Annotated in this window: 23 protein-coding genes and 2 pseudogenes; 4 read left to right on the top strand and 21 right to left on the bottom strand. The window is 72.7% G+C overall.

Going from position 1 to position 26705, the window contains the following annotated elements:
* Nucleotides 1-110: 110 nt before the first annotated feature.
* From Prubr_RS23860 to ruvC, 7 genes are all read right to left on the bottom strand, one after another.
* The gene (locus Prubr_RS23860) at nt 111-629 is read right to left on the bottom strand and encodes an adenine phosphoribosyltransferase (RefSeq protein ID WP_212828435.1); all 519 of its coding nucleotides are present in this window, start codon (nt 627-629) and stop codon (nt 111-113) included.
* A gap of 205 nt (nt 630-834) precedes the next feature.
* Nucleotides 835-2061 carry a protein translocase subunit SecF gene (secF, locus tag Prubr_RS23855; protein WP_212817104.1) on the bottom strand — a complete coding sequence of 409 codons (1227 nt, stop codon included), beginning with the start codon at nt 2059-2061 and terminating at the stop codon, nt 835-837.
* 81 nt (nt 2062-2142) lie between these two features.
* Nucleotides 2143-4050 carry a protein translocase subunit SecD gene (secD, locus tag Prubr_RS23850; RefSeq protein ID WP_212817103.1) on the bottom strand — a complete coding sequence of 636 codons (1908 nt, stop codon included), beginning with the start codon at nt 4048-4050 and terminating at the stop codon, nt 2143-2145.
* 172 nt (nt 4051-4222) lie between these two features.
* Nucleotides 4223-4561: a preprotein translocase subunit YajC gene (yajC, locus tag Prubr_RS23845; RefSeq protein WP_246569020.1), complete on the bottom strand. Its 339-nt coding sequence runs from the start codon at nt 4559-4561 to the stop codon at nt 4223-4225.
* A 185-nt stretch (nt 4562-4746) separates the two neighbouring features.
* Entirely contained in the window at nt 4747-5805 is a 1059-nt protein-coding gene (ruvB, locus tag Prubr_RS23840) for a Holliday junction branch migration DNA helicase RuvB (RefSeq protein ID WP_212817102.1), read from the bottom strand.
* Between the two features lie 4 nt (nt 5806-5809).
* Nucleotides 5810-6412 (bottom strand): Holliday junction branch migration protein RuvA, encoded by a 603-nt coding sequence (ruvA, locus tag Prubr_RS23835; RefSeq protein ID WP_212817101.1) that lies wholly within the window; start codon nt 6410-6412, stop codon nt 5810-5812.
* Nucleotides 6409-6939 (bottom strand): crossover junction endodeoxyribonuclease RuvC, encoded by a 531-nt coding sequence (ruvC, locus tag Prubr_RS23830; protein WP_212817100.1) that lies wholly within the window; start codon nt 6937-6939, stop codon nt 6409-6411. The genes ruvA and ruvC overlap by 4 nt, the downstream gene beginning before the upstream one ends.
* 251 nt (nt 6940-7190) lie before the next feature.
* Between ruvC and Prubr_RS23825 the strand changes: the two genes are divergently transcribed.
* The 3 genes from Prubr_RS23825 (at nt 7191) to Prubr_RS23815 (ending at nt 10320) form a co-directional block, all read left to right on the top strand.
* A complete protein-coding gene (locus tag Prubr_RS23825; protein WP_212817099.1) occupies nt 7191-7532 on the top strand; it encodes a cupin domain-containing protein in 342 nt (113 codons plus the stop codon).
* A gap of 67 nt (nt 7533-7599) precedes the next feature.
* On the top strand, nt 7600-8382 hold the full coding sequence (locus tag Prubr_RS23820) for a 3-hydroxybutyrate dehydrogenase (protein ID WP_212817098.1): 783 nt from the start codon (nt 7600-7602) through the stop codon (nt 8380-8382).
* An 18-nt stretch (nt 8383-8400) separates the two neighbouring features.
* Nucleotides 8401-10320 carry a helix-turn-helix domain-containing protein gene (locus Prubr_RS23815; protein ID WP_212817097.1) on the top strand — a complete coding sequence of 640 codons (1920 nt, stop codon included), beginning with the start codon at nt 8401-8403 and terminating at the stop codon, nt 10318-10320.
* Nucleotides 10321-10362: 42 nt separating this feature from the next.
* Here the strand turns inward: Prubr_RS23815 and Prubr_RS23810 are convergent, their stop codons facing one another.
* The 12 genes and pseudogenes from Prubr_RS23810 to pgsA form a co-directional block, all read right to left on the bottom strand.
* Entirely contained in the window at nt 10363-11253 is an 891-nt protein-coding gene (locus Prubr_RS23810) for a TetR/AcrR family transcriptional regulator (protein WP_212817096.1), read from the bottom strand.
* Between the two features lie 12 nt (nt 11254-11265).
* Nucleotides 11266-12822 carry an MFS transporter gene (locus Prubr_RS23805; protein WP_212817095.1) on the bottom strand — a complete coding sequence of 519 codons (1557 nt, stop codon included), beginning with the start codon at nt 12820-12822 and terminating at the stop codon, nt 11266-11268.
* Between the two features lie 425 nt (nt 12823-13247).
* Nucleotides 13248-14282 carry an aminotransferase class V-fold PLP-dependent enzyme gene (locus tag Prubr_RS23800; RefSeq protein WP_212817094.1) on the bottom strand — a complete coding sequence of 345 codons (1035 nt, stop codon included), beginning with the start codon at nt 14280-14282 and terminating at the stop codon, nt 13248-13250.
* A gap of 140 nt (nt 14283-14422) precedes the next feature.
* Nucleotides 14423-14818, bottom strand: coding sequence for a PIN domain-containing protein (locus Prubr_RS23795; RefSeq protein ID WP_212817093.1), 396 nt, complete (start codon nt 14816-14818; stop codon nt 14423-14425).
* Nucleotides 14815-15027, bottom strand: coding sequence for a type II toxin-antitoxin system VapB family antitoxin (locus Prubr_RS23790; protein WP_212817092.1), 213 nt, complete (start codon nt 15025-15027; stop codon nt 14815-14817). The genes Prubr_RS23795 and Prubr_RS23790 overlap by 4 nt, the downstream gene beginning before the upstream one ends.
* Before the next feature lie 55 nt (nt 15028-15082).
* Nucleotides 15083-15832, bottom strand: coding sequence for a YebC/PmpR family DNA-binding transcriptional regulator (locus Prubr_RS23785; RefSeq protein ID WP_212817091.1), 750 nt, complete (start codon nt 15830-15832; stop codon nt 15083-15085).
* Nucleotides 15833-16099: 267 nt separating this feature from the next.
* Nucleotides 16100-16708 (bottom strand): pyridoxal 5'-phosphate synthase glutaminase subunit PdxT, encoded by a 609-nt coding sequence (gene pdxT / locus Prubr_RS23780; protein ID WP_212817090.1) that lies wholly within the window; start codon nt 16706-16708, stop codon nt 16100-16102.
* A complete protein-coding gene (pdxS, locus tag Prubr_RS23775) occupies nt 16705-17622 on the bottom strand; it encodes a pyridoxal 5'-phosphate synthase lyase subunit PdxS (protein ID WP_212817089.1) in 918 nt (305 codons plus the stop codon). The genes pdxT and pdxS overlap by 4 nt, the downstream gene beginning before the upstream one ends.
* A 160-nt stretch (nt 17623-17782) precedes the next feature.
* On the bottom strand, nt 17783-18277 hold the full coding sequence (locus Prubr_RS23770) for a hypothetical protein (RefSeq protein WP_212817088.1): 495 nt from the start codon (nt 18275-18277) through the stop codon (nt 17783-17785).
* Between the two features lie 48 nt (nt 18278-18325).
* Nucleotides 18326-19480, bottom strand: a complete 1155-nt coding sequence (locus tag Prubr_RS23765; RefSeq protein ID WP_212828430.1) for a glycosyltransferase family 4 protein — start codon at nt 19478-19480, stop codon at nt 18326-18328.
* 43 nt (nt 19481-19523) lie between these two features.
* A pseudogene (locus Prubr_RS23760) lies at nt 19524-20489 on the bottom strand (phosphatidylinositol mannoside acyltransferase).
* Nucleotides 20486-21121: a phosphatidylinositol phosphate synthase gene (gene pgsA, locus Prubr_RS23755; protein WP_212817087.1), complete on the bottom strand. Its 636-nt coding sequence runs from the start codon at nt 21119-21121 to the stop codon at nt 20486-20488. The pseudogene Prubr_RS23760 and the gene pgsA overlap by 4 nt, the downstream one beginning before the upstream one ends.
* Nucleotides 21122-21262: 141 nt before the next feature.
* Between pgsA and Prubr_RS23750 the strand changes: the two are divergent.
* Nucleotides 21263-23424 (top strand): annotated as a pseudogene (locus Prubr_RS23750) (elongation factor G-like protein EF-G2).
* A gap of 520 nt (nt 23425-23944) precedes the next feature.
* Here Prubr_RS23750 and Prubr_RS23745 read toward each other — a convergent pair.
* Both Prubr_RS23745 and thrS read right to left on the bottom strand, forming a co-directional pair.
* Nucleotides 23945-24430, bottom strand: coding sequence for an HIT family protein (locus tag Prubr_RS23745; protein ID WP_212828423.1), 486 nt, complete (start codon nt 24428-24430; stop codon nt 23945-23947).
* Nucleotides 24431-24540: 110 nt separating this feature from the next.
* Nucleotides 24541-26580, bottom strand: coding sequence for a threonine--tRNA ligase (gene thrS / locus Prubr_RS23740; RefSeq protein ID WP_212817086.1), 2040 nt, complete (start codon nt 26578-26580; stop codon nt 24541-24543).
* Nucleotides 26581-26705: the final 125 nt, after the last annotated feature.

The raw sequence follows: 26705 nt of genomic DNA, 5'->3' as shown, positions 1-26705 counted from the left end.
CCACCTGGTCAGGAGGCCCATCCTACCCGCCGGGGAGGCCCGACGCCGTTCGCTGCGCCAGCGGGTCGGTCACCCCGGGACGCTTCGTGCCGGACAGGCACGCGACGGGATCAGACCGTCAGCAGGGCATGGACGCCCCGCGGGGACAACCGCTCCCGGCCGCCGAGGAAGGACAGTTCCAGCAGTACGGTGAACCCGGCGACCGTGCCACCGGCCCGCTCCACGAGGTCGAGGGTCGCCCGCGCGGTGCCGCCGGTCGCCAGCACGTCGTCGACGACCAGGGCCCGCTGGCCGGCGGTGAACGCGTCCTGGTGCACCTCCAGCGTCGCCTCGCCGTACTCCAGGGCGTACGACTCGGCGTACGCGGCCCGGGGCAGCTTGCCGGCCTTGCGCACCGGTACGACGCCCTTCCCCGTCGCGTACGCGATCGCCGCGGCGACCACGAAGCCGCGGGCCTCGATGCCGACCACGACGTCGAAGGAGTCCCGACCGTGGTGTTCGACGATCCCGTCGACCACCGCACGGAAGGCGACACCGTCGGCGAAGAGCGGCATCAGGTCCTTGAACAGGACATCCGGCTTGGGAAAGTCCGGTACGTCCAGGACCCGGCTCGCCACCAGCCGGGCCATCGCGGGACCGCTGTCGCCCCGGAGTTCGGTGCCCGCCCGCGCCACGGCTTCAGCGGCCGCCTCACCGAGCCTGATGGCTCCCTCGCCCGGCCCGACGGCTCCCTCGCTCCGCTCGGTCACAGCGCCTCCTTCTGGCACGGAAACGGCGTCCGACACGCCGTACGAGACAGCATGCCGGACGCCGGTTTCGGTTCTGGTGCGTGGGTCAGCGGCGCTTGCCGCCGGGCCGGTTGCCGCCGCCGGGGCGGCCACCGCTGCGTCCCCCGCCGCCGGAGGACCGCTTGCCCGCCGGACGGGCACCCGCCTTCGGCGTCGCCCCGGCCAGGGCGGCCACCTCGGTGTCGGCGTCCTCGGCCGGCGTGGCCGCCGCCGGGGTCTTCGCGCTCCTGGCCGTCCGGCCGGCACCCTTCGGGGCCACGTCGCCGCGGGCGAGGGCGGCCCGGCGGGAGAGCACCCGCTCGGTGTGCGCCCGGATCTTCGGCTCGTAGTCCTTGAACGTCACCAGGACCGGCGGGGCGAAGAAGAGCGACGAGTAGACGGCGACCGCCATACCGACGAAGAGCACCAGGCCGAGGTCCTTCAGCGTGCCGGCGCCGAGCAGGCCGGCGCCGATAAAGAGCAGACCGCCGACGGGCAGCAGGGCCACGACGCTGGTGTTGATCGACCGCATCAGGGTCTGGTTGACCGCCAGGTTGGTCGACTCGGCGTACGTCCTGGTGCTGCCGCCGGTGATGCCGCGGGTGTTCTCGTGGACCTTGTCGAACACCACGACGACGTCGTACAGCGCGAAACCGACAATGGTCAGGAAGCCGATGATCGTCGACGGGGTGACCTCGAAGCCGACCAGCGAGTAGACACCCGCGGTCAGGATCAGGTCGAGCAGCAGCGAACTGACGGCGGCGACCGCCATCCGCCACTCGAACCGCAGGATCAGGTAGACGGTGACGACCGCGATGAAGACCAGCAGACCGAGCAGGGCCCGCTCGCTCACCTGGGCGCCCCAGGCACCGCTGACCCGGCTGGAGCTGATCTCGCTGACCGGCAGGCTGAACTCCTCGGCCAGGATGTCCTGGACCTCCTGGGAGTTCGCCGGCGACAGCTCGCCGGTACGGATCAGGTAGGAGCCGCTCGTCGCGTTGCCGACCTGCTGGACCGAGACGACCTCGGGCGCCTCGGCGAGCCCTTCGAGGCTGCCCAGGGCGTCCTCGACCGCGGTCTCGGCCCGCTCCATGGTGCCGATGCTGGCCGGGACCTGGAACTCGTTGCCGCCCCGGAAGTCGATGCCGAGGCTGAAGCCACGAACCGCGAAGCTCAGGATCGCCACGAGGACGAGTACGCCGGCGACCGAGAACCACACCTTGCGGCGGTTGACGATGTTGAGGCCGGCCTCGCCCCGGTAGAGGCGGCTTGCCAGACCATTGCGGCCGCTCATGCCGCTACCTCGTTTCGTTCTGCACCGGCCTTCGGCACGGCGGCACTGACCTGGATGGTTCGCTCGCGGGGCCCGTACACGTCAGGCCTCCTTGGTGCGCGGCGCACCGGGCTTGACCGGCTGCTCCGCCTCGTCGTCCTGCTCGAGGATCCGGCCGAGGCCGCTGACCCGTGGCGACAGGAACGCCTTGGTCCGGGCGAACATCGTCATGATCGGGTGCCGGAAGAGGAAGACCACGACCAGGTCGAGGATGGTGGCCAGGCCCAGCGCGAACGCGAAGCCCTTCACCACACCGACCGAGACGATGTAGAGCACCACCGCCGCGAGAATCGTGATCACGTTCGCCGAGATGATCGTCCGGCGGGCCCGGGTCCAGGCCCGCGGCACCGCGCTGCGCGGGCTGCGGCCCTCCCGGATCTCGTCCTTCAATCGTTCGAAGTAGATGACGAACGAGTCGGCGGCGACACCCAGTGAGACGATGAACCCGGCGATGCCGGCGAGGGTCAACGTGAAGCCGATCTGCCGGCCGAGCACGATCAGCGCGCCGAAGACCAGCAGCGCGGACAGGATGAGGCTCAGGAAGATCACGGTGCCGAGCAGCCGGTAGTAGAAGAACGCGTAGATCGCCACCAGGGCCATGCCGATACCCATGGCGAGCAGACCGGCGCGCAGGTATTCGCTGCCCAGCGTCGCGGAGACGGCCTGCGCCTCCTGCGGCTCGAAGGTGATCGGCAGCGCACCGAAGCGCAGGTTGCTGGCGAGTTCGTTGGCGTCGCCGCTGGTGAACTGGCCGGTGATCTGCGAGTCACCGGTGAGCACGCCCTGGATCTCCGGCGAGGAGATGACGTCGTTGTCGAGCACGACCGCGACCCGGCACTTGCCGTCCTGGCCGAGGGCCGCCTGCTCGCAGGCCTGGCCCTCGTTGTTGAACGCCTCGCGGGTCAGGTTGGTCCACTTGCTCTGGCCCGAACCGGTGAAGTTCAGGCTGACCACCCACTGGCTGGTGGTCTGGTCGAGGACGGCGTTGGCGTCGTTGACGTCGGTGCCGAGCACCTTGGCCACGTCGAGCAGGTACTTGACCTGGCCCTCGCAGGCCACCGCCATCTGGCCCTCGTCCCGGATCGAACCGGGCAGCCGTTCCTCGAGCTGCAGGCAGCCGATGGTCGGCACGTTGAACTGGAAGTTCGGCGGCAGCACCCCGACCTCGCGGCCGGTCAGCTGGGCGAACGGCATGAGGGCGGAGTCGAGAACCTCGTCCTGGCCGAGCTGGGCCGGCGCCTGGAGCTGCTCCGCGGCGGCCCAGGAGTTGGCGCCGAGCTTGGCCCGCACCGCGGCGAGCAGTTCCTCGTTGGTCTCGGCATCCTCGACCGACGGTGCGGAGACCGCGGGCGTGGGCTCGGGGGTGGCCTCCGCCGACGGGGTGGCCGACGCGGTCGGCGCGGGGGCCATACCGCCCTGGCCGGCGGCGCTCGCCGACGCGGACGGCGAGGCGGAGCCTGACGGCGCCGGCTCGCCGGAGCCGGACGGGGCCGGCTCGGCCGAGCCGCTCGGCTCCGGGGTGCCGGTCGGCGCGGGCGCCGGGACGCCGCCACCGCCGTCGGTGACCTTGAGGACCTTGCGGAACCGCAGCTCGGCCGCTGCCCCGACCTCGGTCAGATCGCGGTTCTGGCCGGGCAGGGAGACGACGATGTTGCGGTTACCCTCGGTGACCACCTCGGCCTCGGAGACACCGAGGCTGTTGACCCGGCTCTCGATGATGTTGCGGGCCTCTTCGAGGTTCTCCGCCGGCGGGTCCTGGCCGTCGGGGGTGATCGCCTCGAGCGTCACCCGGGTGCCGCCGATGAGGTCGAGCCCCAGCCGGGGCTCCAGCCGCTCCTTCCAGCCTCCGCTCGCGCCAGCGAAGAACACCAGGAGATAGAGAATGGCGAAGATGAGGCCGAGCACGGCGAGTTGCCGCCCGGGCCGCATCTGTCCCTGAGGTGGTGCCACGGCTGTCGTGTCTCCCTGCGCGGTCGGCCGCTGAGTGTGGTGGGCGGCGGGTGGTGGCGCGCCGGCACACCCTGGCCGGCGACGGGTATCTTGCGCGCCGGCCAGCAGGCCGACCGGCGCGATTATCCAGTATCTTCGATGTTTTCGCGACCCCGTCGACCGGGGTCGCGGATCAGTCCTTGCGGAGGTCCGGTCCGGTGCCGGCCGTGCTGTCGACCTCGGCCTCGGCCTCCGGCGTCTCCTCGATCTGCTCCGGCCGGTCGGCGCTGCTCACCACACGGGCGATCGCCGGGCGGGCGAAGCGCAGCTGCACGCCGGGCGACGGTTCGAGCGTGACCGTGTCGTCGTCGACGTTCGCCACGGTGCCGTGCAGGCCACCGATCGTGACGACCTGGTCGCCGGGGCCGAGCGCGGACTGCATCTGCTCAGCCTCTTTGCGCCGCTTCTGCTGCGGACGGATCATCATGAAATACATGACGCCGAAAAGCAGGGCGATCATCAGGATCGGCATGAAACTGCCGGCGCCTCCGCCGGACTCTGCTGCCAAATGCACGCTACGACCTTCCCATTGGCCTCGACCACCAGCGTGGGGGCGCCGGAGCGGAGGAATGACTTCACATCCTGTACGGACCGCGGCGAGTCTAGTCGCTGTGCCTGTAAACGCCGAACTTGGTGCAGATCACGAACACATCACGCCTACTGACCCGAGCTGAAAAGGTCCGGCCCGGACTGGGCCGGTGCGCCGAACGAACCGGGCGGCGGGGTACGCCCGAGGTGCTTCCACGCCGCCTCGGTGGCCACCCGGCCGCGCGGCGTACGCGCCAGCAGGCCGGCCCGGACGAGGAACGGTTCGCACACCTCCTCGACCGTGTCGGGCTGCTCCCCCACCGCGACGGCCAGCGTCGACAGGCCGACCGGACCACCCCGGAAGAGGTCGACGAGCGCCGTCAGCACACCCCGGTCGAGCCGGTCCAGGCCCAGGTCGTCGACGTCGTAGACCTGGAGGGCGGCGCGGGCGGTCTCCAGGGTGACGACGCCGTCGGCGCGTACCTCGGCGAAGTCACGGACCCGGCGCAGCAGCCGGTTGGCGATCCGCGGCGTGCCCCGGGAGCGACCGGCGACCTCGGCGGCGGCGTCGTCGGTGATCGGCACCCCGAGGATCCGGGCCGACCGCTGCAACAGCGCCTCCAGGTCGGCCGGTGAATAGAAGTCGAGGTGGGCGACGAACCCGAACCGGTCGCGCATCGGGCCGGTCAGCAGACCCGACCGGGTGGTCGCGCCGACCAGCGTGAACGGCTCCACGTCCAGCGGGATCGCGGTCGCGCCCGGGCCCTTGCCCACCACCACGTCGACCCGGAAGTCCTCCATGGCGCTGTAGAGCAGTTCCTCGGCCGGCTTGGCGATCCGGTGGATCTCGTCGATGAACAGGACGTCGCCCTCGGTGAGGCTGGTCAGGATCGCCGCCAGGTCACCGGAGCGCTCGATCGCCGGACCGCTGGTGATCCGGATGCCGGAGCCCAGCTCGGCCGCGACGATGTTGGCCAGCGTCGTCTTGCCCAGACCGGGCGGCCCGGACAGCAGGATGTGGTCGGGCGGCGAGCCCCGGCGCATGGCACTCTTGAGCAGCAGTTCGAGCTGGTCACGGACCCGGTGCTGGGCGATGAAGTCGGCCAGCCGCTTCGGGCGGACGCTGACCTCGGCGTCGTGCTCGGCGTCGGTGGCCCAGGCCGACACCAGCCCCTCGGCGTCGCTCACCGGGTCACCTGGTCCGGCCCAGCAGGCGGATGGCCTGCTTGAGCAGGACCGGCACCGGCGGGGTCGGGCCGTCGACGGTCTCGGCGACCGCCGCGACCGCCTGGTCGGCCTGGGAGGCGGTCCAGCCGAGGCCGACCAGCGCCTGACGTACCTGGTCGTGCCAGGCCCCGGCGGTCACCCCGGCCGCGCCGTCCGGACCGACCGGGACCGGGCCGACCCGGTCACGCAGCTCGAGGACCAGCCGTTCGGCGCCCTTCTTGCCGATTCCCGGCACCTTGGTCAGGGTGGCGGTGTCGCCACCGCCGATCGCCCGCCGTACGGTGTCCGGACTGTGCACGGCCAGCACCGCCTGGGCCAACCGGGGGCCGACGCCACTGGCGGTCTGGAGCAGTTCGAAGAGCTGTTTCTCGTCGTCGTCGGCGAACCCGTACAACGTCAGCGAGTCCTCCCGGACCACCAGGCTGGTGGCGAGCCGGGCCGGCTGGCCGACCCGCAGGTTGGCCAGCGTGCCGGGGGCGCACTGCACGGCGAGACCGACCCCGCCCACCTCGACCACCGCCCCGTCGGGCGACACGGCGGCGACGACGCCCTGGACACTCGCGATCATCGGGTTCCTCCCCTGCGGGCGGCCTGGGCCGCGGCGGCGGCGAGCCGGGACCGGGTCCCGCCGCGCCAGACGTGACAGATGGCCAACGCCAGCGCGTCGGCGGCGTCGGCCGGTCGGGGCGGTGCGTCCAGCCGCAGCAGCCGGGTGACCATGGTGGTGACCTGGGCCTTGTCGGCCTGGCCGGAACCGGTGACGGCGGCCTTGACCTCGCTCGGCGTGTAGGTCTGCACGGGCAGGCCGGCACGGGCCCCGGCGAGCACGGCGACGGCGCTGGCCTGGGCGGTGCCCATCACGGTGCGGGTGTTGTGCTGGCTGAAGACCCGCTCGACGGCGACGCTCTGCGGCCGGTGCTCGGCGACCAGGTCGGTCAGCGCCCGGTCGAGGTGCAGCAGCCGCAGCGACAGGTCGTCGCCGGGGTCGGTGTGGACCACGTAGTAGCCGACCAGGGTGCACGGCCGGCCGGGCACGCCCTCGACCACGCCGACCCCGCACCGGGTCAGCCCGGGGTCGACGCCGAGCACCCGCACCCGTCTTCCTCCCTGCTGCCCCGCCGGGCTCCCGCCGATCCGCTGGCAGTCGCTGCCTCCCGCCGCCTCCGCCGGCCCGTGGTGGGGCCCGCACCGGCAGTACGTGTGTTCGACACCCTACTGCGTGCCCACGACACCGACGCGCGGCGACACACCCGCCGCGGGCCACCGGTCACCGGTTGGCCGTCGTGCCCGTCCGGACGCCGCCCTACCGTAGCGATCATGAACGGAAGCGGGGAGGCGACGCTCTCATGCGCGTGATCGAGGGGGCCGGCGAGTGGGTGGCGCCGGCGGACGGGACGTCGAGCCGGTACGAGGAGCACCTGCGGGTACCGGACATGTCGCTGGGGACGTACCGGATCCCGGCCGGCGGGACCGACGGGCAGAACCCGCACACCGAGGACGAGGTGTACGTGGTGACCGCGGGCCGCGCCCGGCTGGTCACGCCGGGCGGGGAGGCGCCGGTGGGCCCGGGGTCGGTGGTGTTCGTGCCGGCCGGCGAGGAGCACCGGTTCGTCGACGTGACCGAGGATCTGGCGGTACTGGTCTTCTTCGGCCCCGCCGAGGTGGTCCGCGGGCAGGCGGCCACATAGGTTCGGCGCCGAGTATGTGCCTGCCGCCCATGTGCCGCCGGGCGGGATGCTCGTAACTTCATGCGCCATGACGGCAGAACCCGTGGCGGTCCCCCACACCGTGCAGCTCGACCTGTCGGGGCGTACCGCCCTGGTGACCGGGGGCGGCAGCGGCATCGGCCGGGCGTGCGCCGTACGGTTGGCGGCGGCCGGCGCGGCGGTGGTCGTGGTGGACCGCAACGTCGAGGCGGCCAAGGAGGTCGCGGCCCTGACCGGTGGCCGCGCCGAGGGCGTCGACCTCACCGAGCCGGGGGCGGTCGACCGGCTGGACCCCGGTATCGACATCGTGGTCAACAACGCCGGCCTGCAGCACGTCGCCCCGGTCGAGGACTTCCCCGCCGAACGGTTCGCCTACATCCAGAAGGTGATGGTCGAGGCGCCGTTCCTGCTGGTGCGCCGGGCCCTGCCGCACATGTACGCCGCCGGCTGGGGCCGCGTGATCAACATCTCTTCGGTGCACGGTCTGCGGGCGTCGGCGTACAAGTCGGCGTACGTGGCGGCCAAGCACGCCCTGGAGGGGCTGTCCAAGGTCGTGGCGCTGGAGGCGGCCGCGCACGGGGTGACCGCCAACTGCATCAACCCCGGGTACGTCCGTACCCCGCTGGTCGAGGGCCAGATCGCCGCACAGGCCCGCAGCCACGGCATCCCGGAGACCGAGGTCGTCGAACGGATCATGCTGGCCCGGGCGGCGATCAAGCGGCTGGTCGAGCCGGAGGAGGTCGCCGAGCTGATGGCCTACCTGTGCACGCCGGCCGCGTCGTTCATCACCGGCAGTTCCCTGGCGCTCGACGGGGGCTGGACGGCGAACTGAGTCGGCCGGTCCACCACAATGGGGATCATGACCTCGCCGATCGAGTTCCTGGAACTGCTGGCCCGCGAGGCCGCGGCGGTCGAGTTCGAGGGACCCGTCGTGGCCGCCCGCGAGGCCGGCCTGCCCGCCGACCAGCTCGCCGACCTGGAGGCCGCCAAGCTCGTCGCGCTGCGCGTACGCGGCCTGCTGGAGCGCCGCCGCCGGCGCGAGGTGGAGCTGTCCGGCCTCTACGACACCGCCTCCGACCTGGCCGGGCTGCGCGACGTCGACGCGGTGTTACACGCGATCGTGCGGCGGGCCCGGCACCTGCTCGGCGCCGACGTCGCCTACATGACGCTCAACGACCCCGACCGGGGCGACACCTACATGCGGGTCACCGACGGCTCGGTGTCGGCGCGCTTCCAGCGGCTGCGGCTGCCGATGGGCGCCGGACTCGGCGGCCTGGTCGCGCAGTCCGGCACGCCGTACGTCACCGCGGACTACGGGCAGGACGGCCGGTTCCGGCACACCGGCGAGATCGACGCCGGGGTCGGTGAGGAGGGGCTGGTCGCCATCCTCGGCGTACCGCTGCGGCTCGGCTCCGGGGTGATCGGGGTGCTCTACGCCGCCAACCGGACCGCCCGGCCGTTCGCCCGCGAGGAGGTGGCGCTGCTGGTGTCGCTGGCCGCGCACGCCGCCGTCGCGATCGACACCGCCCGGCTGCTCGCCGAGACCCGGTCCGCCCTGGAGGAGCTGTCGGCGGCCAACTCCACCATCCGGGCGCACAGCACGTCGGTGGAGCGGGCCGCGGCCGCGCACGACCGGATGACATCGCTGGTGCTGCGCGGCGGTGGGGTCGAGGACGTGGCGGCGGCCGTCACCGACGTACTCGGGGGTGCGCTGCTCGCCCTGGACGCCGACGGCCGGCAGATCGCCCGGGTCGGCCGGATCGACGAGCCGGACCGGCCGTCGATCGTGGAGGCGGTCGCCGCCTCGCGGACCGAGGGACGCAGCGTCCGGCGCGGCCCCCTGTGGTACGCGGCCGTCGTCGCCGGCGCGGAGAACCTCGGCGCCCTGGTGCTGCGCCCCGACAGCGAACTCGTCGACGCCGACCAGCGGATCCTGGAGCGGGCGGCGCTGGTGACCGCACTGCTGCTGCTCTTCCGGCGTACCGTCGCCGAGGCGGAGAGCCGCGTGCGCGGCGAACTGCTCGACGACCTGATCGCCCGGCCGGTGCACGACGCGGAGGCGCTGCGGGGCCGGGCCCGCCGGCTCGGCGTCGACCTCGACGACCCGCACGTGCTGGTCGCCGTCGGCGACGACGCGATCGCCGGGACCGGATCGGCCCGGCAGCGGGTGCTGTCGTGGGCGACGACGTACGCGTCGACCCGCGGCGGGCTGGCCGCCGCCCGCAACGGGCGGGTGGTGCTGATGCTGCCCGGCGGCGACGCCGGCGGCTGCGCCCGGGCGGTGTCCCGCGACCTGTCCCGGATCACCGGCCGGCCGGTGACGGCCGGGGCGAGCGGGCCGTCGACCGGGCCGGCGTCGCTGGCGGCGGCGTTCCGCGAGGCCGACCGGTGCCTGACCGCACTGGCCGCGCTCGGCCGGTCCGGGCAGGGGGCGAGCACCGGCGAGCTGGGTTTCGTCGGACTGCTGCTCGGCGCCGTCGGCGACGACGCCGACCGGGACGTGACCCGGTTCCTGACCGACACCGTCGGCCCGGTCGTCGACTACGACGCCCGGCGGGGTACGGCGCTGGTCAAGACGCTGGAGGCGTACTTCGGGGTGGGTGGCAGCCTGGCCCGGGCGGCCGAGCAGTTACACGTGCACGTCAACACGGTGACCCAGCGGCTGGACCGGGTGGGGCAGCTGCTCGGGCCGGACTGGCAGCGGCCCGAGCGGGCGCTGGAGGTACAGCTGGCACTGCGCCTGCACCGGCTGCGTACCCCGACGAACTGACCGGCGGGCCGGCGGGCCGGCGACCGGCGGGCCGCGCGGGCGTCAGGCGCCGGCGGGTGGCGTGGTCGGACCGGCGGCGGGGCCGGCGATCCCGGCCAGCAGGGTGTCGACGACCCGCCCGGGCAGGTCGGTGTCGGCGAGGTTCGGCAACGGCCGGACGACCCGGTGCAGCAGGATCGGCCCGGTCAGCATCGCCACCGCCAGCTCGACGTCGAGGTCCGGGCGCAGCTCGCCGGTGGCGACCCCGCGCCACAGCACCCGGCGCAGCATCTCCCGCCGCGGCTCCATGATCTCCTGGTAGAGCCGGTCCTGCTCCGGGGTGCGGTTGAACTGCGGCGCCAGGCAGGTCATGATCCGCGCCGTCCGCTCGTCGGTGTGCTGGCCGACCATCTCCAACAGCGTCACGACGTCGTCCCGGACCGAGTCGCCGGGCGGCTCGGCCGGGACGCCCTTGAGCGTACGCAGCGCGTCGACCAGCAACGCGTCCTTGCCCGGCCAGCGGCGGTAGATCGTCGCCTTGCCGACGCCGGCCCGGGCGGCGACCGCCTCGACCGACAGTGTCTCGACGCTGCCGCCCTCGGCGAGCAGGTCGAGCACCGCCTCGACGATGGCCTCGTCGGCGCGGCTGCTGCGCGGCCGGCCCGGTGGTCGCGCGCCGGCCCGCACGCCCGCCCGCGCCCCCGCCCCGGGGTGCCGGGCGGCGCCGACCGGGTCGGGGTGCCGGACGGCCCGGGCCGGGTCGTCCGGCCGGGCGGCGGTGCGGTCGTCGGGCACCGGAGCGGGCTCGTCGGAGGTCGGGCCGGGCTCGTCCGAGGTCGGAGCGGGCTCGTCCGAGGTCGGAGCGGGCTCGTCCGAGGTCGGAGCGGGCTCGTCCGAGGTCGGAGCGGGCTCGTCCGAGGTCGGAGCGGGCTCGTCGGTGTTCGGGGCAGGCATCGACTGCCGAGCCTAGGACACGTCGACGAGTTCCTGGTCACCGGCGGGTGCCGGCGCGGACCGGCGGCCCGGGATCCAGCGCAGCGCGGCGACGACACCGAGCACGGCGGCCGCGGCGGAGACGACCGCGGCCACGTGCATCGCCGACACGAAGGCGGTGTCGGCCGCGGCCGTCACCGCGGCACCGGCCGGGCCGAGGCCGTCGGCGACGCCGTACGCGCCGGAGATGGAGGCGCCGGCCGCGTCGCGTACGGCGGCCGGCAGGTCCGCGGTCGCCGGGGCGATCTCGGCGCGGTAGATCCCGGCCAGCACCGAGCCGACGACGGCGACGCCGAGGGCGCCCGCCACCTGCCGCACCGTGTTGCTGACCGCCGAGCCGACCCCGGCCTTCTCCCGGGGCAGCGCCGACATGATCGATTCGGTGGCCGGCGGCATGATGTTGGCCATGCCGGCGCCCTGGAGGAAGAAGATCACGCTGAACAGCCAGATCGGTGTCTGCTCGTCGAGGAGGACGAACCCGGCCATGGCGAGCGCGACCAGCCCGAGCCCGGCGGCGCAGACGGCCCGGGCGCCGTACCGGGCGACCATTGCGGCGCTGCGTGGGGCGAAGACCAGTTGGGCGACGGCGAACGGCAGGAAGAGCAGTCCGGTCATCAGCGGGCTGTAGCCGCGCACCAACTGGAGGTAGAAGGCGCTGAAGAACATCACGCCCATGCTGGCGAACCAGACCAGCCCCACCACCGCCGTCGGCGCGGCGAAGGCGGCCACCCGGAACAGGCGTACGTCCAGCGCCGGGAACGGCGTACGCCGCTCGTGCAGGACGAACGCGGTCAGCAGCAGCACGCCGCCGACGAGGGAGATCCACACGACCGGCCGGCCGAAGCCGTGTTCGCCGCCGTCGATGATGCCGTACGTCAGCGCGACCAGGCCGGCGACCGACAGGACCACCCCGGGTACGTCGATCCGCCCCGGCCGGGGATCACGCGACTCGGGCACCAGCAGCGCCACGGCGACCAGTCCGGCGACGGTGACCGGCACGTTGATCAGGAACACCGAGCCCCACCAGAAGTGCTCCAGCAGAAGGCCGCCGAGGATCGGGCCGATCGCGACGGCGAGCCCGACCGCACCGGCCCACATGCCGATCGCCCGCGGCCGTTCGCGGGGGTCGAAGACGTTGGAGATGATCGACAGGGTGACCGGCATGATGGCGGCCCCGCCGACGCCCATCAGCGCGCGGGCGGCGATCAGCTGGCCGGGGTCCTGGGCGTACGCCGACAGCAGCGACCCCAGTCCGAACACGGCGAGACCGCCGAGCAGGAACCGCTTACGGCCGTAGCGGTCGCCGAGCACGCCGAAGGTGAACAGCAGGCCGGCGAAGACCAGGGTGTACGAGTTGATCGACCATTCGAGTTCGCCCTGGGTGGCGCCGAGGCCGCGGACCGGGTCGGCGAGGATGCGCAGGGCGACGTTGAGGATCGTGTTGTCGAGCACAACGACCAGCAGGCTGACCACGAGCACGCCGAGGATCGCCCATCGTCTGGGATGTCCGGTGTTCTCGTCCGGTTGCATGGGCCCCCCAGAAATACGATACGGAACAGACTCGTAACGCGATCAGCGTAGGTTCGGCATTAGCGATACGGAACCGTCTCGTTTCGATTGTGACCGCGCTCACTCGCCTACGGGTGGTCGTCGGGTCGCGCCACCGGCAGCCCGGCGGTGTCAGCGGCGCCGGCACCCCACTGCCGCACCCCACACCTTCCGGAACGCCTCCCCGACACGGCGAAACTGATCTGGGCGGAAGGGACCCTACGGCCGGCGGATAAGGGCCCTCGCGCTCAGATCAACGACGAGCCCGCCGGCAACTCCGACAATTCGGCCCTGCGGCGAGCACGGCCACGGAAGGCGGACCCGGGCGCAGAAAGCGGCAACGGCCCAGCCCGACGGCGGGCGGCACGGGGTGGGTTGCGGGCGGCGAGGGCCGGCTCCCCGGCGGATCAGGTCAGCGCCGCCAGGGCGAGGTCGACGTCGTCCACGGTCGAGTAGAGGTGGAACGAAGCGCGGACCCGGCCGTCACGGACCGCCGCGCGGATCCCGGCCGCCGCCAGCCGCTCCCGCGCGCCGGGCGCGTCGACGGTCACGATCGCGCTGTCCCCCGGCGGGCGGCCGAGCCCGACCAGGAACCGGTTGGCCAGGTCCACGTCGTACGCGTACACGGCCGCGACCCCGACCTCCGCCAGCAGTTCAAGGGCGGGCGCCGCGCCGACCCAGTTCAGCCAGGCCGGTGAGATGTCGAAGCGGCGGGCGTCGGAGGCGAGCCGCAACGGCGGGCCGTAGTACGAGTCGTGGACGGACGCGCCGGCGTACCAGCCGGCGGCCGACGGAGTCATCCGCTCGCGCAGCTCGGGGGCGAAGTAGCCGAACGCGACCCCGCGCGGGGCCATCAGCCACTTGTAGGCGGCCACCACGACCGCGTCCGCGGCGGCCGCGGAGAACGGCAGCCACCCGCAGGCCTGGGTCGCGTCGACCGCGACCAGCGCACCGTGCGCCCGGGCCGCGGCCACGGTCTCGTCGTACGCCGCGACGGCGCCGGTCGCGGACTGCACCAGGCTGAACGCGACCAGGTCGGTCGACGCGTCGACGGCTCCAGCGAGGTCGGCGGCCGGCACGGTGCGGACCCGCACCCCCCGGCCGGCCTGCGCGAGGTAGGGGAACAGGTTGGAGGTGAACTCCTCGACCGGTGCCAGCACCCGGGCACCGTCGGGCAGGGCGGCGGCGAGCGGGGCCAGCACCTGCGAGGCGGCGGCACCGATGGTCACGTCGGCGGCGGGCACCCCGACGAGCCGGGCGAACGCGGCCCGGGACCGGCCGACCGACTCGTCCCAGCCCTCCCACGACGTACGGCCGACCCGCCAGTCGGCGAGTGCCGCCTGCATCGCGTCCCAGGCCGGCTGCGGCGGCAGCCCGTAGCTGGCCGTGTTGAGCCAGCCCGGCTCAGGCCGCCACAGTTCGCGGGCCGCCGCCAGTTCCATTCCCCACCGTTACCTTTCAGTGCACTCTGGCACGCACGCGATTGGTAGTCCCGCCTTGCGGTGGGACGGTCCCGGTCTTGCCGGCGGATGCCACGACGGCCGGACCCCACCGGACGGTATCGGGACGGGCAGGTGCCAGGTCAGTCGATCCGCTCCTGGCCCAGTTGCGGCACCAGCCGGGCCGCGGTCTCGAAGTCGGCGTCCTGGTGGAGCACGATCAGCTTCAGTCGGATGGCGGTGGCGATCACCAGGTGGTCGGCGACGGACAGCCCCTGGTGCGCGCTGTGGCTGGCGAGTTCCTGTCGCACCGCCCGCACCACCTGCCAGGCGTCGTCGGGAACGGGAACCCACGGATACAAGTCACGAAGGCCACGCTCCACCCGGTCGTACGCCTTGGCATCCGCGATGGTCATGGTTTCCACGAGCACCGGATCACAAATCGCGATCAGGCCCCGGGCCGCGAGGTCGGACCACCGCGGATCGACCTGACGCCGCACCATGCGGACCAGGGCACTCGTATCGACGAGATACTTCACCGGTCGAGTTCGTCCAGCCGGTCAAAGTGAAAACCGCCCTCGTCGGCCACTTCCTGAAGGTCGGCCAGAGCACGCTGCCGGCGTTCGCGGCTGGATTCCACCGCCTGCCGCAGCGCCTCCGTCACCGTCTCCTTCTTCGTGGTGGTGCCGAGGGCGGCGGTGGCTTCCGCCAGAAGCTCCTCATCCAGATCCAACAGGGTCTTGGCCACGAGATACACCTCCCAGACAAAGATATATCCGAGAGGCGCACATATCCACGTCGGGTCAGCCGACGGCGGCCATGACCTCGTCGGAGACGTCGAAGTTGGCGTAGACGTTCTGCACGTCGTCGCAGTCCTCGAGGGCGTCGATCAGCTTGAAGATCTTGCGGGCACCGTCCTCGTCGAGCGGCACGTTGACGCTGGGCACCAGCGACGACTCGGCCGACTCGTATTCGATGCCGGCGTCCTGCAACGCGGTCCGGACCGCGACCAGGTCACCCGGCTCGGAGATCACCTCGTACGCCTCGCCGAGGTTGTTGACCTCCTCGGCACCGGCGTCGAGCACGGCCATCAGCACGTCGTCCTCGGACCGCCCCTCGCTCGGCACGATCACCACGCCCTTGCGGTTGAACAGGTAGGACACCGAGCCGGCGTCGGCGAACGAGCCGCCGTTGCGGGTCAGCGCGGTGCGTACCTCGGTGGCGGCCCGGTTGCGGTTGTCGGTCAGACACTCGATCAGCAGGGCGACGCCGTTCGGGCCGTAGCCCTCGTACATGATGGTCTGCCAGTCGGCGCCGCCGGCCTCCAGGCCGGAGCCGCGCTTGACGGCGCGCTCGATGTTGTCGTTGGGTACCGAGTTCTTCTTGGCCTTCTGAATGGCGTCGAACAGGGTGGGGTTGCCGGCCGGGTCACCGCCGCCGGTCCGGGCCGCGACCTCGACGTTCTTGATGAGCTTGGCGAACATCTTGCCGCGCTTGGCGTCGATGACCGCCTTCTTGTGCTTGGTCGTGGCCCACTTTGAGTGACCGGACATACGTGACCCTCCGTCGATACCCCAACCCACCGCGCCAGCCACCGTCGCGCGCCAACTCCGGGCGAACCGCCGCGGGCGAACCCCCTGGGGTCGGGGTCGCCAACCGCTGCGAGCGGCCTGCCGCTGCCGAATCGCGCCAATCCTACCGGCGCCGCACCCGGCGGGCCCGCCCCACACCCCCGCGATCTTGCACTTGTCGCCCGGCAAACCAGGACGAAGGGAGGAGACATCTGCAAGATCGCGGAGAAGGGGCGGGGCGGCGGGCGGTCAGGGGCGGGCCCGGACCAGGTCGACGAAGAAGCGGTGTACGCGCAGGTCGCCGGTCAGCTCGGGGTGGAACGACGTGGCCAGCAGCGGCCCCTGCCGGACCGCCACGATCCGCCCCTGCGGGCTGCCGTCGGCCACCCGGCCCAGCACCTCGACCCCGGCCCCCACCGACTCGACCCACGGGGCGCGGATGAACACGGCGTGGAACGGGTCGCCGTCGATGCCCGCGATCTCGACCGGCCCCTCGAAGGAGTCGACCTGCCGGCCGAAGGCGTTGCGCCGGACGGTCATCTCGATGCCGTCGAAGCCGCGCTGGTCGGGCCGGCCGTCGAGCACCGTGGTCGCCAACATGATCATGCCGGCGCAGGAGCCGTAGACCGGCATGCCGTCCGCGACCCGCTTGCGGACCGGGTCGAGCAGGTCGAACTCGACGGCCAGCTTGCTCATCGTGGTCGACTCCCCGCCGGGGACCACCAGCGCGTCGACGGCGTCGAGTTCGTGCTGGCGGCGTACCGGACCGGCGGTGGCGCCGGCCTCGGTCAGCGCCCGGACGTGTTCACGCACGTCGCCCTGGAGCGCCAGTACGCCGATCCTGGGGCCGCCGGTCACCAGCCGCGCTCCGCGAGCCGGTGCGGCACCGGGATGTCGTCGACGTTGATGCCCACCATCGCCTCGCCCAGCCCGCGAGACACCTTGGCGAGCACGTCCGGGTCGTCGTGGAAGGTGGTCGCCTTGACGATGGCGGCGGCCCGCTGCGCCGGGTTGCCGGACTTGAAGATGCCGGAGCCGACGAAGACACCCTCGGCACCGAGCTGCATCATCATCGCCGCGTCGGCCGGGGTCGCGATGCCGCCCGCGGTGAACAGCACCACCGGCAGCTTGCCGGTCTCGGCGACCTCCTTGACCAGGTCGTACGGTGCCTGCAGCTCCTTCGCCGCGACGTACAGCTCGTCGGGCGACAGCGAGGTGAGCCGGCGGATCTCGCCACCGATCCTGCGCATGTGGGTGGTGGCGTTGGAGACGTCGCCGGTGCCGGCCTCACCCTTGGAGCGGATCATCGCCGCACCCTCGGTGATCCGGCGCAGCGCCTCGCCCAGGTTGGTGGCGCCGCAGACGAACGGCACGGTGAACGCCCACTTGTCGATGTGGTTGGCGTAGTCGGCCGGGGTGAGCACCTCGGACTCGTCGACGTAGTCGACGCCGAGCGCCTGCAGCACCTGCGCCTCGACGAAGTGGCCGATGCGGGCCTTGGCCATCACCGGGATCGAGACGGCGTCGATGATGCCGTCGATCATGTCCGGGTCGCTCATCCGGGACACGCCGCCCTGGGCGCGGATGTCGGCCGGTACGCGCTCCAGCGCCATGACCGCGACCGCGCCGGCGTCCTCGGCGATCTTCGCCTGTTCGGGGGTGACCACATCCATGATCACGCCGCCCTTGAGCATCTCGGCCATACCCCGCTTGACGCGGGCGGTGCCGGTGACGGCGGGGGTGTTGCTGGTGGGGGCAGCGGACTCGGACACGGCGTTCGGCTCCTCGACACGACGGTGGCGGATTGTTACCCAACAGTGAACCGGCTGCGATGTTACGCCGGCAGCGGGTGCCGACCGACAGCCAATCGACCCCCCGGTGGCCTGCTCTGTGGTCCGCCTCACCGCCCGGAGCCGGGCCGGGGAGTCCCGGTCAGGACACCGGAAGGTCGGTGGGGGCGTTGATGGTCGGGTCGTCGATGTCGAAGTACGCCGGCAGCTGGTGCCGGCGACCCATCCGCAGCAACCGGACGATCGGCCGGCGGCGGACCGCCAGTGCGTCGCGTACCAGGTCGGTGTGCACCTGACGGGCCACCGCGAGCCGCCGGCTCGCGACGATCACGGCCTGTGCCTGCGGATCCTCGTCCGGCAGCGTCGTGGCCCGCAACTGGCGGGTCAGGTCGTTCTCGGCCACCTCGCGGTCCTCGTCGGAGGCGTCCAGCGCGATCCGCGCCGCCGCGTACACCTCGAACGGGTAGCGCTCGTCGTCGAGCACCGCCGCGGCCGCCGCCCGGCGCAACAGGTGCGCCTCCAGTGCCCGGGTCGCCGCCACCACCCGCAGCTGCAACCGCTCGACGCGGGCCGCCGTCCAGGTCAGGTAAACCGAGATCAGCACCACGGCGACGACGCCACCGATCACCCACCGCATCCCGGCATCGTACGGCCGACCGGGTACCCGGCGACGGCCCGTCCGCCGTCAGCCCGCCCACTCCTCGTGCATCACCCGGCCGTCCGTCGCCTCGATCGCGGTCGCGTAGACCTCCAGCACCCGCCGCGCGACGACCGGCCAGTCGAAGGTCGCCGCGACCTGCTGCGCGCACTCCGCCAGCACGGCCCGGCCGTCCGGGTCGTCGAGCAGGTCGGCCATCGCGCCGGCGAGCGCGTCCGGGTCACCGGTCGGGAACAGCCGGCCGGCCCGGCCGCCGTCGAGCACCCGGCGGAAGGCGTCCAGGTCGCTGGCCACCACCGCCGCACCGGCCGCCATCGCCTCGGTGAGGATCATGCCGAACGACTCGCCGCCGATGTTCGGCGCCACGTACAGGTCGACGCTGCGCAGCATCCGGGCCTTGTCGGCCTCGGAGACCAGGCCCAGGAAGACGACCTGGTCACGCAGGTCGGCGGGGATCTCGTCGAGGAGTTCGTCGGCGTCGCCGGGGCCGGCCACCAGCAGCCGCAGACCGGGCCGGCGGCGGGCCAGCGAGACGAACGCGTCCCGCAGCACCGGGAAGCCCTTGCGGGGCTCGGTGAACCGGCCCAGGAACCCCAGCGTGCCGCCGGATCCGACGCCGCAGGGGCCGGGCCAGCCCGGCAGCGGATCCACCCCGGCGAACTTCGCCACCGCCACCCCGTTCGGGATCTCGACGGCGCCGCCGCCCAGGTGCTCGACCTGCACCTTGCGGGCCAGCTCGCTCACCGCGATCCGGGCCGTGATCCGCTCCAGGACCAGCTGCAACATCCCCTGCGCCGCGGCCAGCGCCCGGGACCGGGTCATCGCGGTGTGGAACGTCGCCACCACCGGCCCGCGCGCCGACAGGACCGCCAGCAGCGACACGCTCAGGACGAACGGCTCGTGGACGTGCAGGATGTCGAACTCACCCCGGGCCAGCCAACGCCGTACCCGGGCGGTCGAGACCGGGCCGAACGTGATCCGGGCCACCGAACCGTTGTACGGGAACGGCACCGACCGGCCGGCCGGCACCACGTACGGCGGCAGCGGCGAGTCGTCGTCGGCCGGGGCGAGCACGCTGACCTCGTGCCCCAGCCCGATCAGCGCCTCGGCGAGGTCCATGACGTGGTTCTGCACCCCGCCCGGTACGTCGAACGAGTACGGGCAGACGATGCCGATGCGCAGCCTGCCGCCCCCGGATCCCGCCAGCCGCACGCTCCCACTCCCCTTACGGTGTCGTCGTCGCCGACGGGGCTCCGTGGCCCCCGCGACGACCTGCGGATGACGCATCCGGCGCGGTGGGGCGGGCCCGGGCCGGCTCGTCCAGCCACATCCGTTGCAACATGTGCCAGTCTTCCGGGTGCCGGGCGATGCCGGCCGCCAGATGGTCGGCGACCCGCTGGGTCAGCGCCCGTACCCGCTCGTCGAGCGGCGCGCTCTCCGGATCAGGGACCGCCAGCGGGCCGTCGAGCGCCGCCCGCGCGATGCCGTCCTCGAACCACATCGACGCCACGTACAGCGGTGCCCCGGTCCGCAGGGCCAGCAGCGCCGGCCCGGCCGGCATCCGGGTACGCCCCCGAAGAAGTCGACCTCGACGCCGCGTGCCGACATGTCCCGGTCGGCCAGCAGCGGCACCACGTGTCCCTGCCCGATCTTCTCCTCGAGGATGCCGAACGGCGGCTTCTGGCCGCCGGTGAGCGGGATGATCCCCATCCCGATCCCCTGTCGGAAGGCGACGAAACGCGCGAAGACCCCTCGGGTTTGAGCCGCTCCATCACGGTCGTCATCGGCCAGCCCTTCGCGGCGACCCAGGCCCCGGCCAGGTCCCAGTTGCCGGCGTGCGGCAGCGCCACCACGGCACCCCGCCCGGCCGCCACGTCGGCGGCGAGCATCTCCTCGCCGTCGAGCCGGAACCCGGCCAGCACCGCCTCCCGCGACAGCGACGGCAGACGGAACATCTCCACCCAGTAGCGGGCGTACGACCGCAGCCCGGCACGGACCAGTTCGTCCAGTTCCGCCTCCGGCACCGCCGGGCCGACCACCCGGCGAAGGTTGGCCTTCAACCGGGCCGCCCCCCGGCCCCCTTGCGGTGGGCCCGGTCCGCGCCGGCCCGGAACAGCCGGGCCGCGACCGGCCCGGGCATCATCCGCACCAGGCGCCAGCCGGCCGCGTAACCGAACTCGACGAGGTTCACCCGCTCACGTCCGCGCCCTCGTCGGCCAGCCGGGCCTGCCGGTACACGTGCACGATCCGCTGGCCGGCGGTGAACAGCGACAGCGCGGCGAGGAACCACAGCGCGGCGGTCAGTCCCCACGGCACGACGAGCCCGCTGAGCAGGCCGCCGATCCCGACGATGATCAGACGCTCGGTACGTTCGGCGATCCCGACGTTCGCGGTCAGACCGAGCCCCTCGGCGCGGGCCTTGACGTACGACACCAGCCCGCCGCCGACCAGGCAGATCAGCGCCGCCACCACGCCCCAGTGGTCGTTCTGCGTGGCCAGCCAGTACGCGACCGCGCCGAAGACGGCGCCGTCGGCGACCCGGTCCATGCTCGAGTCGAGGAACGCCCCGAACCTGGTCGACCCGCCGCGCATCCGGGCCATCGTGCCGTCGAGCAGGTCGGTCAACGCGAAGACGGTGACGATCAGGGCACCGGCCACCAGGTGGCCGCGGGCCCCGAACCCGAGCGCGCCGACCAGCACACCGGCCGTCCCGGTCACCGTCACCGCATTCGGGGTCACCCCCCACCGCAGCAGGGTGCGGGCGATCGGTTCGATGACACGGGTCATGCCCGCACGCGCGGTCACTTGGAAGATCTTCGCCATGGCGGTCTCACAGTAACGGTCCGCGGTTGCGCCGTGGTACGGACGGGGGCGCCTACTTCGCGCGTCGGGGTTGATTACACCCCGTCGCGGGTGTGGGATCAGAATGCGTCCTGCATCCACCACGTCCCGGGAGGTGCGCCGATGGCGCAGAAGAACCACGACAAGACAGGCACCGGCGACGCGCCGGTGGTCGACGAACCCGGCAGGATACGAAACGTGGTGCTGGTCGGCCATTCCGGGGCGGGAAAGACCACCCTGGTCGAGGCGCTGCTCACGGCGACCGGCACGATCGGCCGGGCCGGCACCGTCGTCGACGGCACCACGGTCTGCGACCACGACCCCGCCGCCGTACGGCAGCAGCGCTCCGTCACCCTCGCCTGCGCCCCGATCACCCACGACGGCGTCAAGGTGAACCTGCTCGACACGCCCGGATACGCGGACTTCGTCGGCGAACTGCGGGCCGGGCTGCGGGCCGCCGACGCCGCGCTGTTCGTGGTGTCGGCCGTCGACGGCATGGACGCCGCCACCGCCACCCTGTGGGAGGAGTGCGCCGCCGTCGGCATGCCCCGCGCCGTGGCCGTCACCCGGCTCGACCACGCCCGCGCCGACTTCGACGAGACCGTCGCCCTGTGCCAGCGGGTGTTCGGCGACAACGTGCTGCCGCTCTACCTGCCGATGCTCGGCGACGACGGCGTCTCCACCGTCGGATTGATGGGGCTGATCAGCCAGCGGGTCTTCGACTACACGCGGGGGCACCCCGCGGACGTGCGCGAACCCGACCCCGAACACCTGCCGGCCATCGCCGAGGCCCGCGCCGAACTCATCGAGGGGATCATCGCCGAGAGCGAGGACGAGACCCTGATGGACCGCTACCTCGGCGGTGAGACGATCGAGTCCGGCATCCTCGTCGAAGACCTGGAGAAGGCGGTCGCCCGCGGCCACTTCTACCCGGTCGTACCGGTCTGTGCCCCGACCGGCGTCGGGCTCGACGTACTGCTCGAACTGCTCACCGCGGCGTTCCCGACCCCGCTCGAGCACGACCTGCCGGTGGTGACCGGGACCGACGGCTCCCCCGGCCGCCGCTGACCTGCGACCCCGACGGGCCGCTGGTCGCCGAGGTGGTCCGTACCGCGATCGACCGGCACGTCGGCCGGGTGTCGCTGGTCCGGGTCTTCTCCGGCACGCTGCGCCCCGAGCAGATCGTGCACGTCTCCGGGCACGGCCTGGCCGACCGGGGCCATCCCGACCACGACGCCGACGAGCGCGTCGCGCACATCTACTCACCACTCGGCGCCACCCTGCGTGAGGTGCCGTACTGCGTCGCCGGCGACATCTGCGCGATCACCAAGTCGGGCAGCGCCGAGACCGGCGACACCGTCTCCGCCCGCGACGAGCCGCTGCTGATCGCCCCGTGGGAGATGCCCGAACCGCAGCTGCCGGTCGCGGTCGTGGCCCGGTCCCGGTCCGACGAGGACGCGCTGGCCCGCAACCTGGCCCGGCTGGTCACCGGCGACCCGACGATGCGACTGGAACGCAATCCCGAGACGCACCAGCTGGTGCTGTGGTGCATGGGCGAGGCGCACGCCGACGTCGTCCTCGACCGGCTGCGTGCCGGCGGGGTCGAGCTGGACACCGAACCGGTCCGGGTCGCGCTGCGCGAGACGTTCGCCGCCGCCTCGAAGGGCCACGGCCGGCACGTCAAGCAGTCCGGCGGCCACGGCCAGTACGCGGTCTGCGACATCGAGGTCGAGCCGCTGCCGACCGGTGCCGGCTTCGAGTTCCACGAACGCGTCGTCGGCGGCGCGGTGCCGCACAACTACATCCCGTCGGTGGAGAAGGGCGTCCGCGCCCAGCTCGAACGCGGCCTGCTCAGCGGCCACCCGGTGGTCGACGTACGGGTGACCCTGGTCGACGGCAAGGCGCACAGCGTCGACTCGTCCGACGCGGCGTTCCAGGCCGCCGGCGCGCTGGCCCTGCGGGAGGCCGCCGAGAAGGGGCAGGTCAGCCTGCTGGAACCGGTCGACGACGTGACGGTCCGGGTGCCGGACGGCTACGTCGGGTCGGTGATGAGCGACATGTCGGGCCGGCGCGGCCGGGTGCTGGGCACCGAGCCCGACAGCGCCGGCGGCGCCACACTGGTGCGCGCCGAGGTCCCGGCGACCGAGTTGGTCCGGTACGCCGTCGAGCTGCGCTCGATGACGTCGGGCGCGGGTACGTTCCGGCGCGCGTTCGCCCGCTACGAGCCGGTGCCGGCCCACCTGACCAACGAGCTACGCACCGCCCACCCCGGCCCGACGTCCTGACCCGCCCGCCGCGGCCGACCCGCCGACCCGCCGTCCCGCCGCGGCCGACCCGCCGCGGCGGTCGCGGTCGCGGTCGCGCCGGAGCGTTGATCAAGGAGAAGTTGTGCGACAAACCTCGCACAACGGGCACACTTTGTCCTTGATCGCGGCGGAGCACCTCAACGAGGGCGGCCACGAGCACCTGGCGGCAGGGCGGCCGGAACCCCGCGGGGCCGGTCCGGCGCTCGCGGGACTGCCGCGTCGGCTACGGCCCCGAAGGCCGGCGAACTCTCCGGGGCGGGTGTCCGCAGTAGCCGCCACCACGCGATCAAGGCGACGGTCACCGCCACCGCGCGATCGAGGAGAAGGCGTGCCCTTCTTGCGGCATTTGTCGCGCAATTTCTCCTTGATCAACGCTTCGGCGTGACCTTCTCCTTGATCGACGTGGCGCGGGGCCGGGCCGGGCCGGGGTCGGGCGGGCGGGGTCAGGCGGGCGGGGTCAGGCGGGCGGGGTCAGGCGGGCGGGGTCAGGCGGGCGGGGTCAGCGGGGCGGGGTGGTGGGCCAGGCGGCGGCGAGCAGGTCGCGGGTGTCGGTCAGCAACTGCGGGAGCACCTTGGTGCGGGCGACCACCGGCATGAAGTTGGCGTCGCCGCCCCACCTCGGCACGACGTGCTGGTGCAGGTGGGCGGCGATGCCGGCGCCGGCCACCCCGCCCTGGTTCATCCCGAGGTTGAACCCGTGGGCGCTGCTCACCTGCCGGATCACCCGCATCGCCGTCTGGGTGTAGACCGCCAGCTCGCCGGTTTCGGCGGGATCGAGGTCGGTGTAGTCGGCGACGTGCCGGTAGGGGCAGACCAGCAGGTGCCCCGGGTTGTACGGGTACAGGTTGAGCACCACGAAGACCGACTCGCCGCGGGCGACGACGAGACTGTCGTCGCCGGTCTGGGCGGGTGCCCGGCAGAACGGACACCCGGCCGGCTGCTCGTAGCCGCCCTCCGGCCGGTCCTGGCCGGAGATGTACGTCATCCGGTGCGGGGTCCAGAGCCGGTCCAGCCCGTCCGGCGTACCGGTGGTCGCCGGCTCGACGGGCGGACCGGCCGGGAGGTCGGGCGGGCCGATCTCGTCGCCGGGCACGCTCACGGCACGGCCGGGGCGGCCGGGTCGACCGGGGCGGTCGGGCCGGCGTTGGTACGGGACCGGACCACCTCGACGACGTAGGCGACCGCCTCGGCGAGCGGTACGCCGTTGCGCTGCGACCCGTCCCGGAAGCGGAACGACACCGTGCCGCCGGCGACGTCGTCGTCACCGGCGATCGCCATGAACGGGATCTTCTGCTGCTGGGCGGTACGGATCTTCTTCTGCATCCGGTCGGTGGAGCTGTCGACCTCGGCGCGGATGCCCTCGGCCTTGAGCGCGGCGACGAAACCGTTCAGGTATTCGGTGTGGTCGTCGCGGATCGGGATGCCGATCACCTGCACCGGGGCGAGCCAGGCCGGGAAGGCGCCGGCGTAGTGCTCGGTGAGCACGCCGAAGAACCGCTCGATGGAGCCGAACAGCGCCCGGTGGATCATGATGGGCCGCTGCCGGGTGCCGTCGCCGGCCTGGTATTCCAGGTCGAAGCGCTGCGGCAACTGGAAGTCGACCTGGATCGTCGACATCTGCCAGGTGCGGCCGATCGCGTCCTTGGCCTGCACCGAGATCTTCGGCCCGTAGAAGGCGGCGCCGCCCGGGTCGGGCACCAGGTCGAGGCCGGACTCCTCGGCCGCCGAGCGCAGCGCCTCGGTCGCCTCGGCCCAGTCCTCGTCGGAGCCGACCGACTTCTCCGGGTTGCGGGTCGACAGTTCGAGGTAGAAGTCGTCGAGGCCGTAGTCGCGCAGCAGGTCGAGGACGAACCGCAGCAGCGACTTCAGCTCGCCGCCCATCTGCTCGCGGGTGCAGTAGATGTGCGCGTCGTCCTGGGTCATGCCGCGGACCCGGGTCAGGCCGTGCACCACCCCGGACTTCTCGAAGCGGTAGACGGTGCCGAACTCGAACAGCCGCAGCGGCAGCTCACGGTAGGACCGGCCGCGGGCCCGGAAGATCAGGTTGTGGAACGGGCAGTTCATCGGCTTGAGGTAGTAGTCGGCGCCCTCGACCTGCATGGGCGGGTACATGCCGTCGGCGTACCACTGCAGGTGGCCGGAGGTCTCGAAGAGGTGGCCCTTGGTCACGTGCGGGGTGTTGACGAACTCGTAGCCGGCCTGCTCGTGCCGCTGCCGGGAGTAGTTCTCCAGCTCGCGGCGGATGATGCCGCCCTTGGGGTGGAAGACGGCCAGGCCGGAGCCGATCTCGTCGGGGAAGCTGAACAGGTCGAGGTCGGCGCCGAGCTTGCGGTGGTCGCGGCGGGCCGCCTCCTCCAGCAGCTTCAGGTATGCCTTCAGCGCGTCCCGGGTCGGCCACGCCGTGCCGTAGACCCGCTGGAGCTGCGGGTTCTTCTCCGACCCGCGCCAGTAGGCGGCGGCCGAACGCATCAGCTTGAACGCGCCGATCAGCCGGGTGTTCGGCAGGTGCGGGCCCCGGCACAGGTCGGACCAGCAGGTCTTGCCGCTGTCGGCGTCGAGGTTGTCGTAGATGGTCAGCTCGCCGGCACCGACCTCCATCACCTCGCCGGCGTCGTAGCCGGCGTCGCCGGCCTGGCCCTTGACGTCGACCAGTTCCAGCTTGAACGGCTCGTCGGCCAGCTCGGCGCGGGCCTCGTCCAGGCTGTCGAAGCGCCGCCGCCGGAACCGCTGCCCCGACTTGACGATCTCCTGCATCCGCTTCTCGAGCTTGGCGAGGTCGTCGGGCTGGAACGGCTTGGGGACGCTGAAGTCGTAGTAGAAGCCGTTGTCGATCGGCGGGCCGATGCCGAGCTTCGCCTCGGGGAACAGGTCCTGCACCGCCTGGGCCAGCACGTGCGCGGTCGAGTGCCGCAGCACGTTCAGCCCGTCCGGCTCGTCGATCGCGACCGGGGTGACGGTGGCGTCGGCGGCCGGGGTCCAGTCGAGGTCGCGCAGCTGGTCGTCGGCGTCGCGGACGACGACGACCGCCTTCGGACCGGCCGTCGGCAGACCGGCCGCGGCCACCGCGTCGGCCGCCGTCGTACCGGCCGGGACGACGACGGGGTCGGCCACGACAGGGGTACGGGATGCGGACACGGACGGCTCCTTCGGTCGGTGCGCCCCTGACGCGCGGCATCCGATGGGGTGCGGCACGTTCGGCGCGTTCGGTCGGCTGACCCGGTGCCCGGGCCGACTAGATGTTATCGGTCCCGGTGTCTTCG

Source organism: Polymorphospora rubra (assembly GCF_018324255.1).
Lineage (GTDB): Bacteria > Actinomycetota > Actinomycetes > Mycobacteriales > Micromonosporaceae > Polymorphospora > Polymorphospora rubra.
The sequence above is the reverse complement of the archived record's forward strand: the minus strand, read 5'-3'. Positions and strand labels throughout refer to the sequence as shown.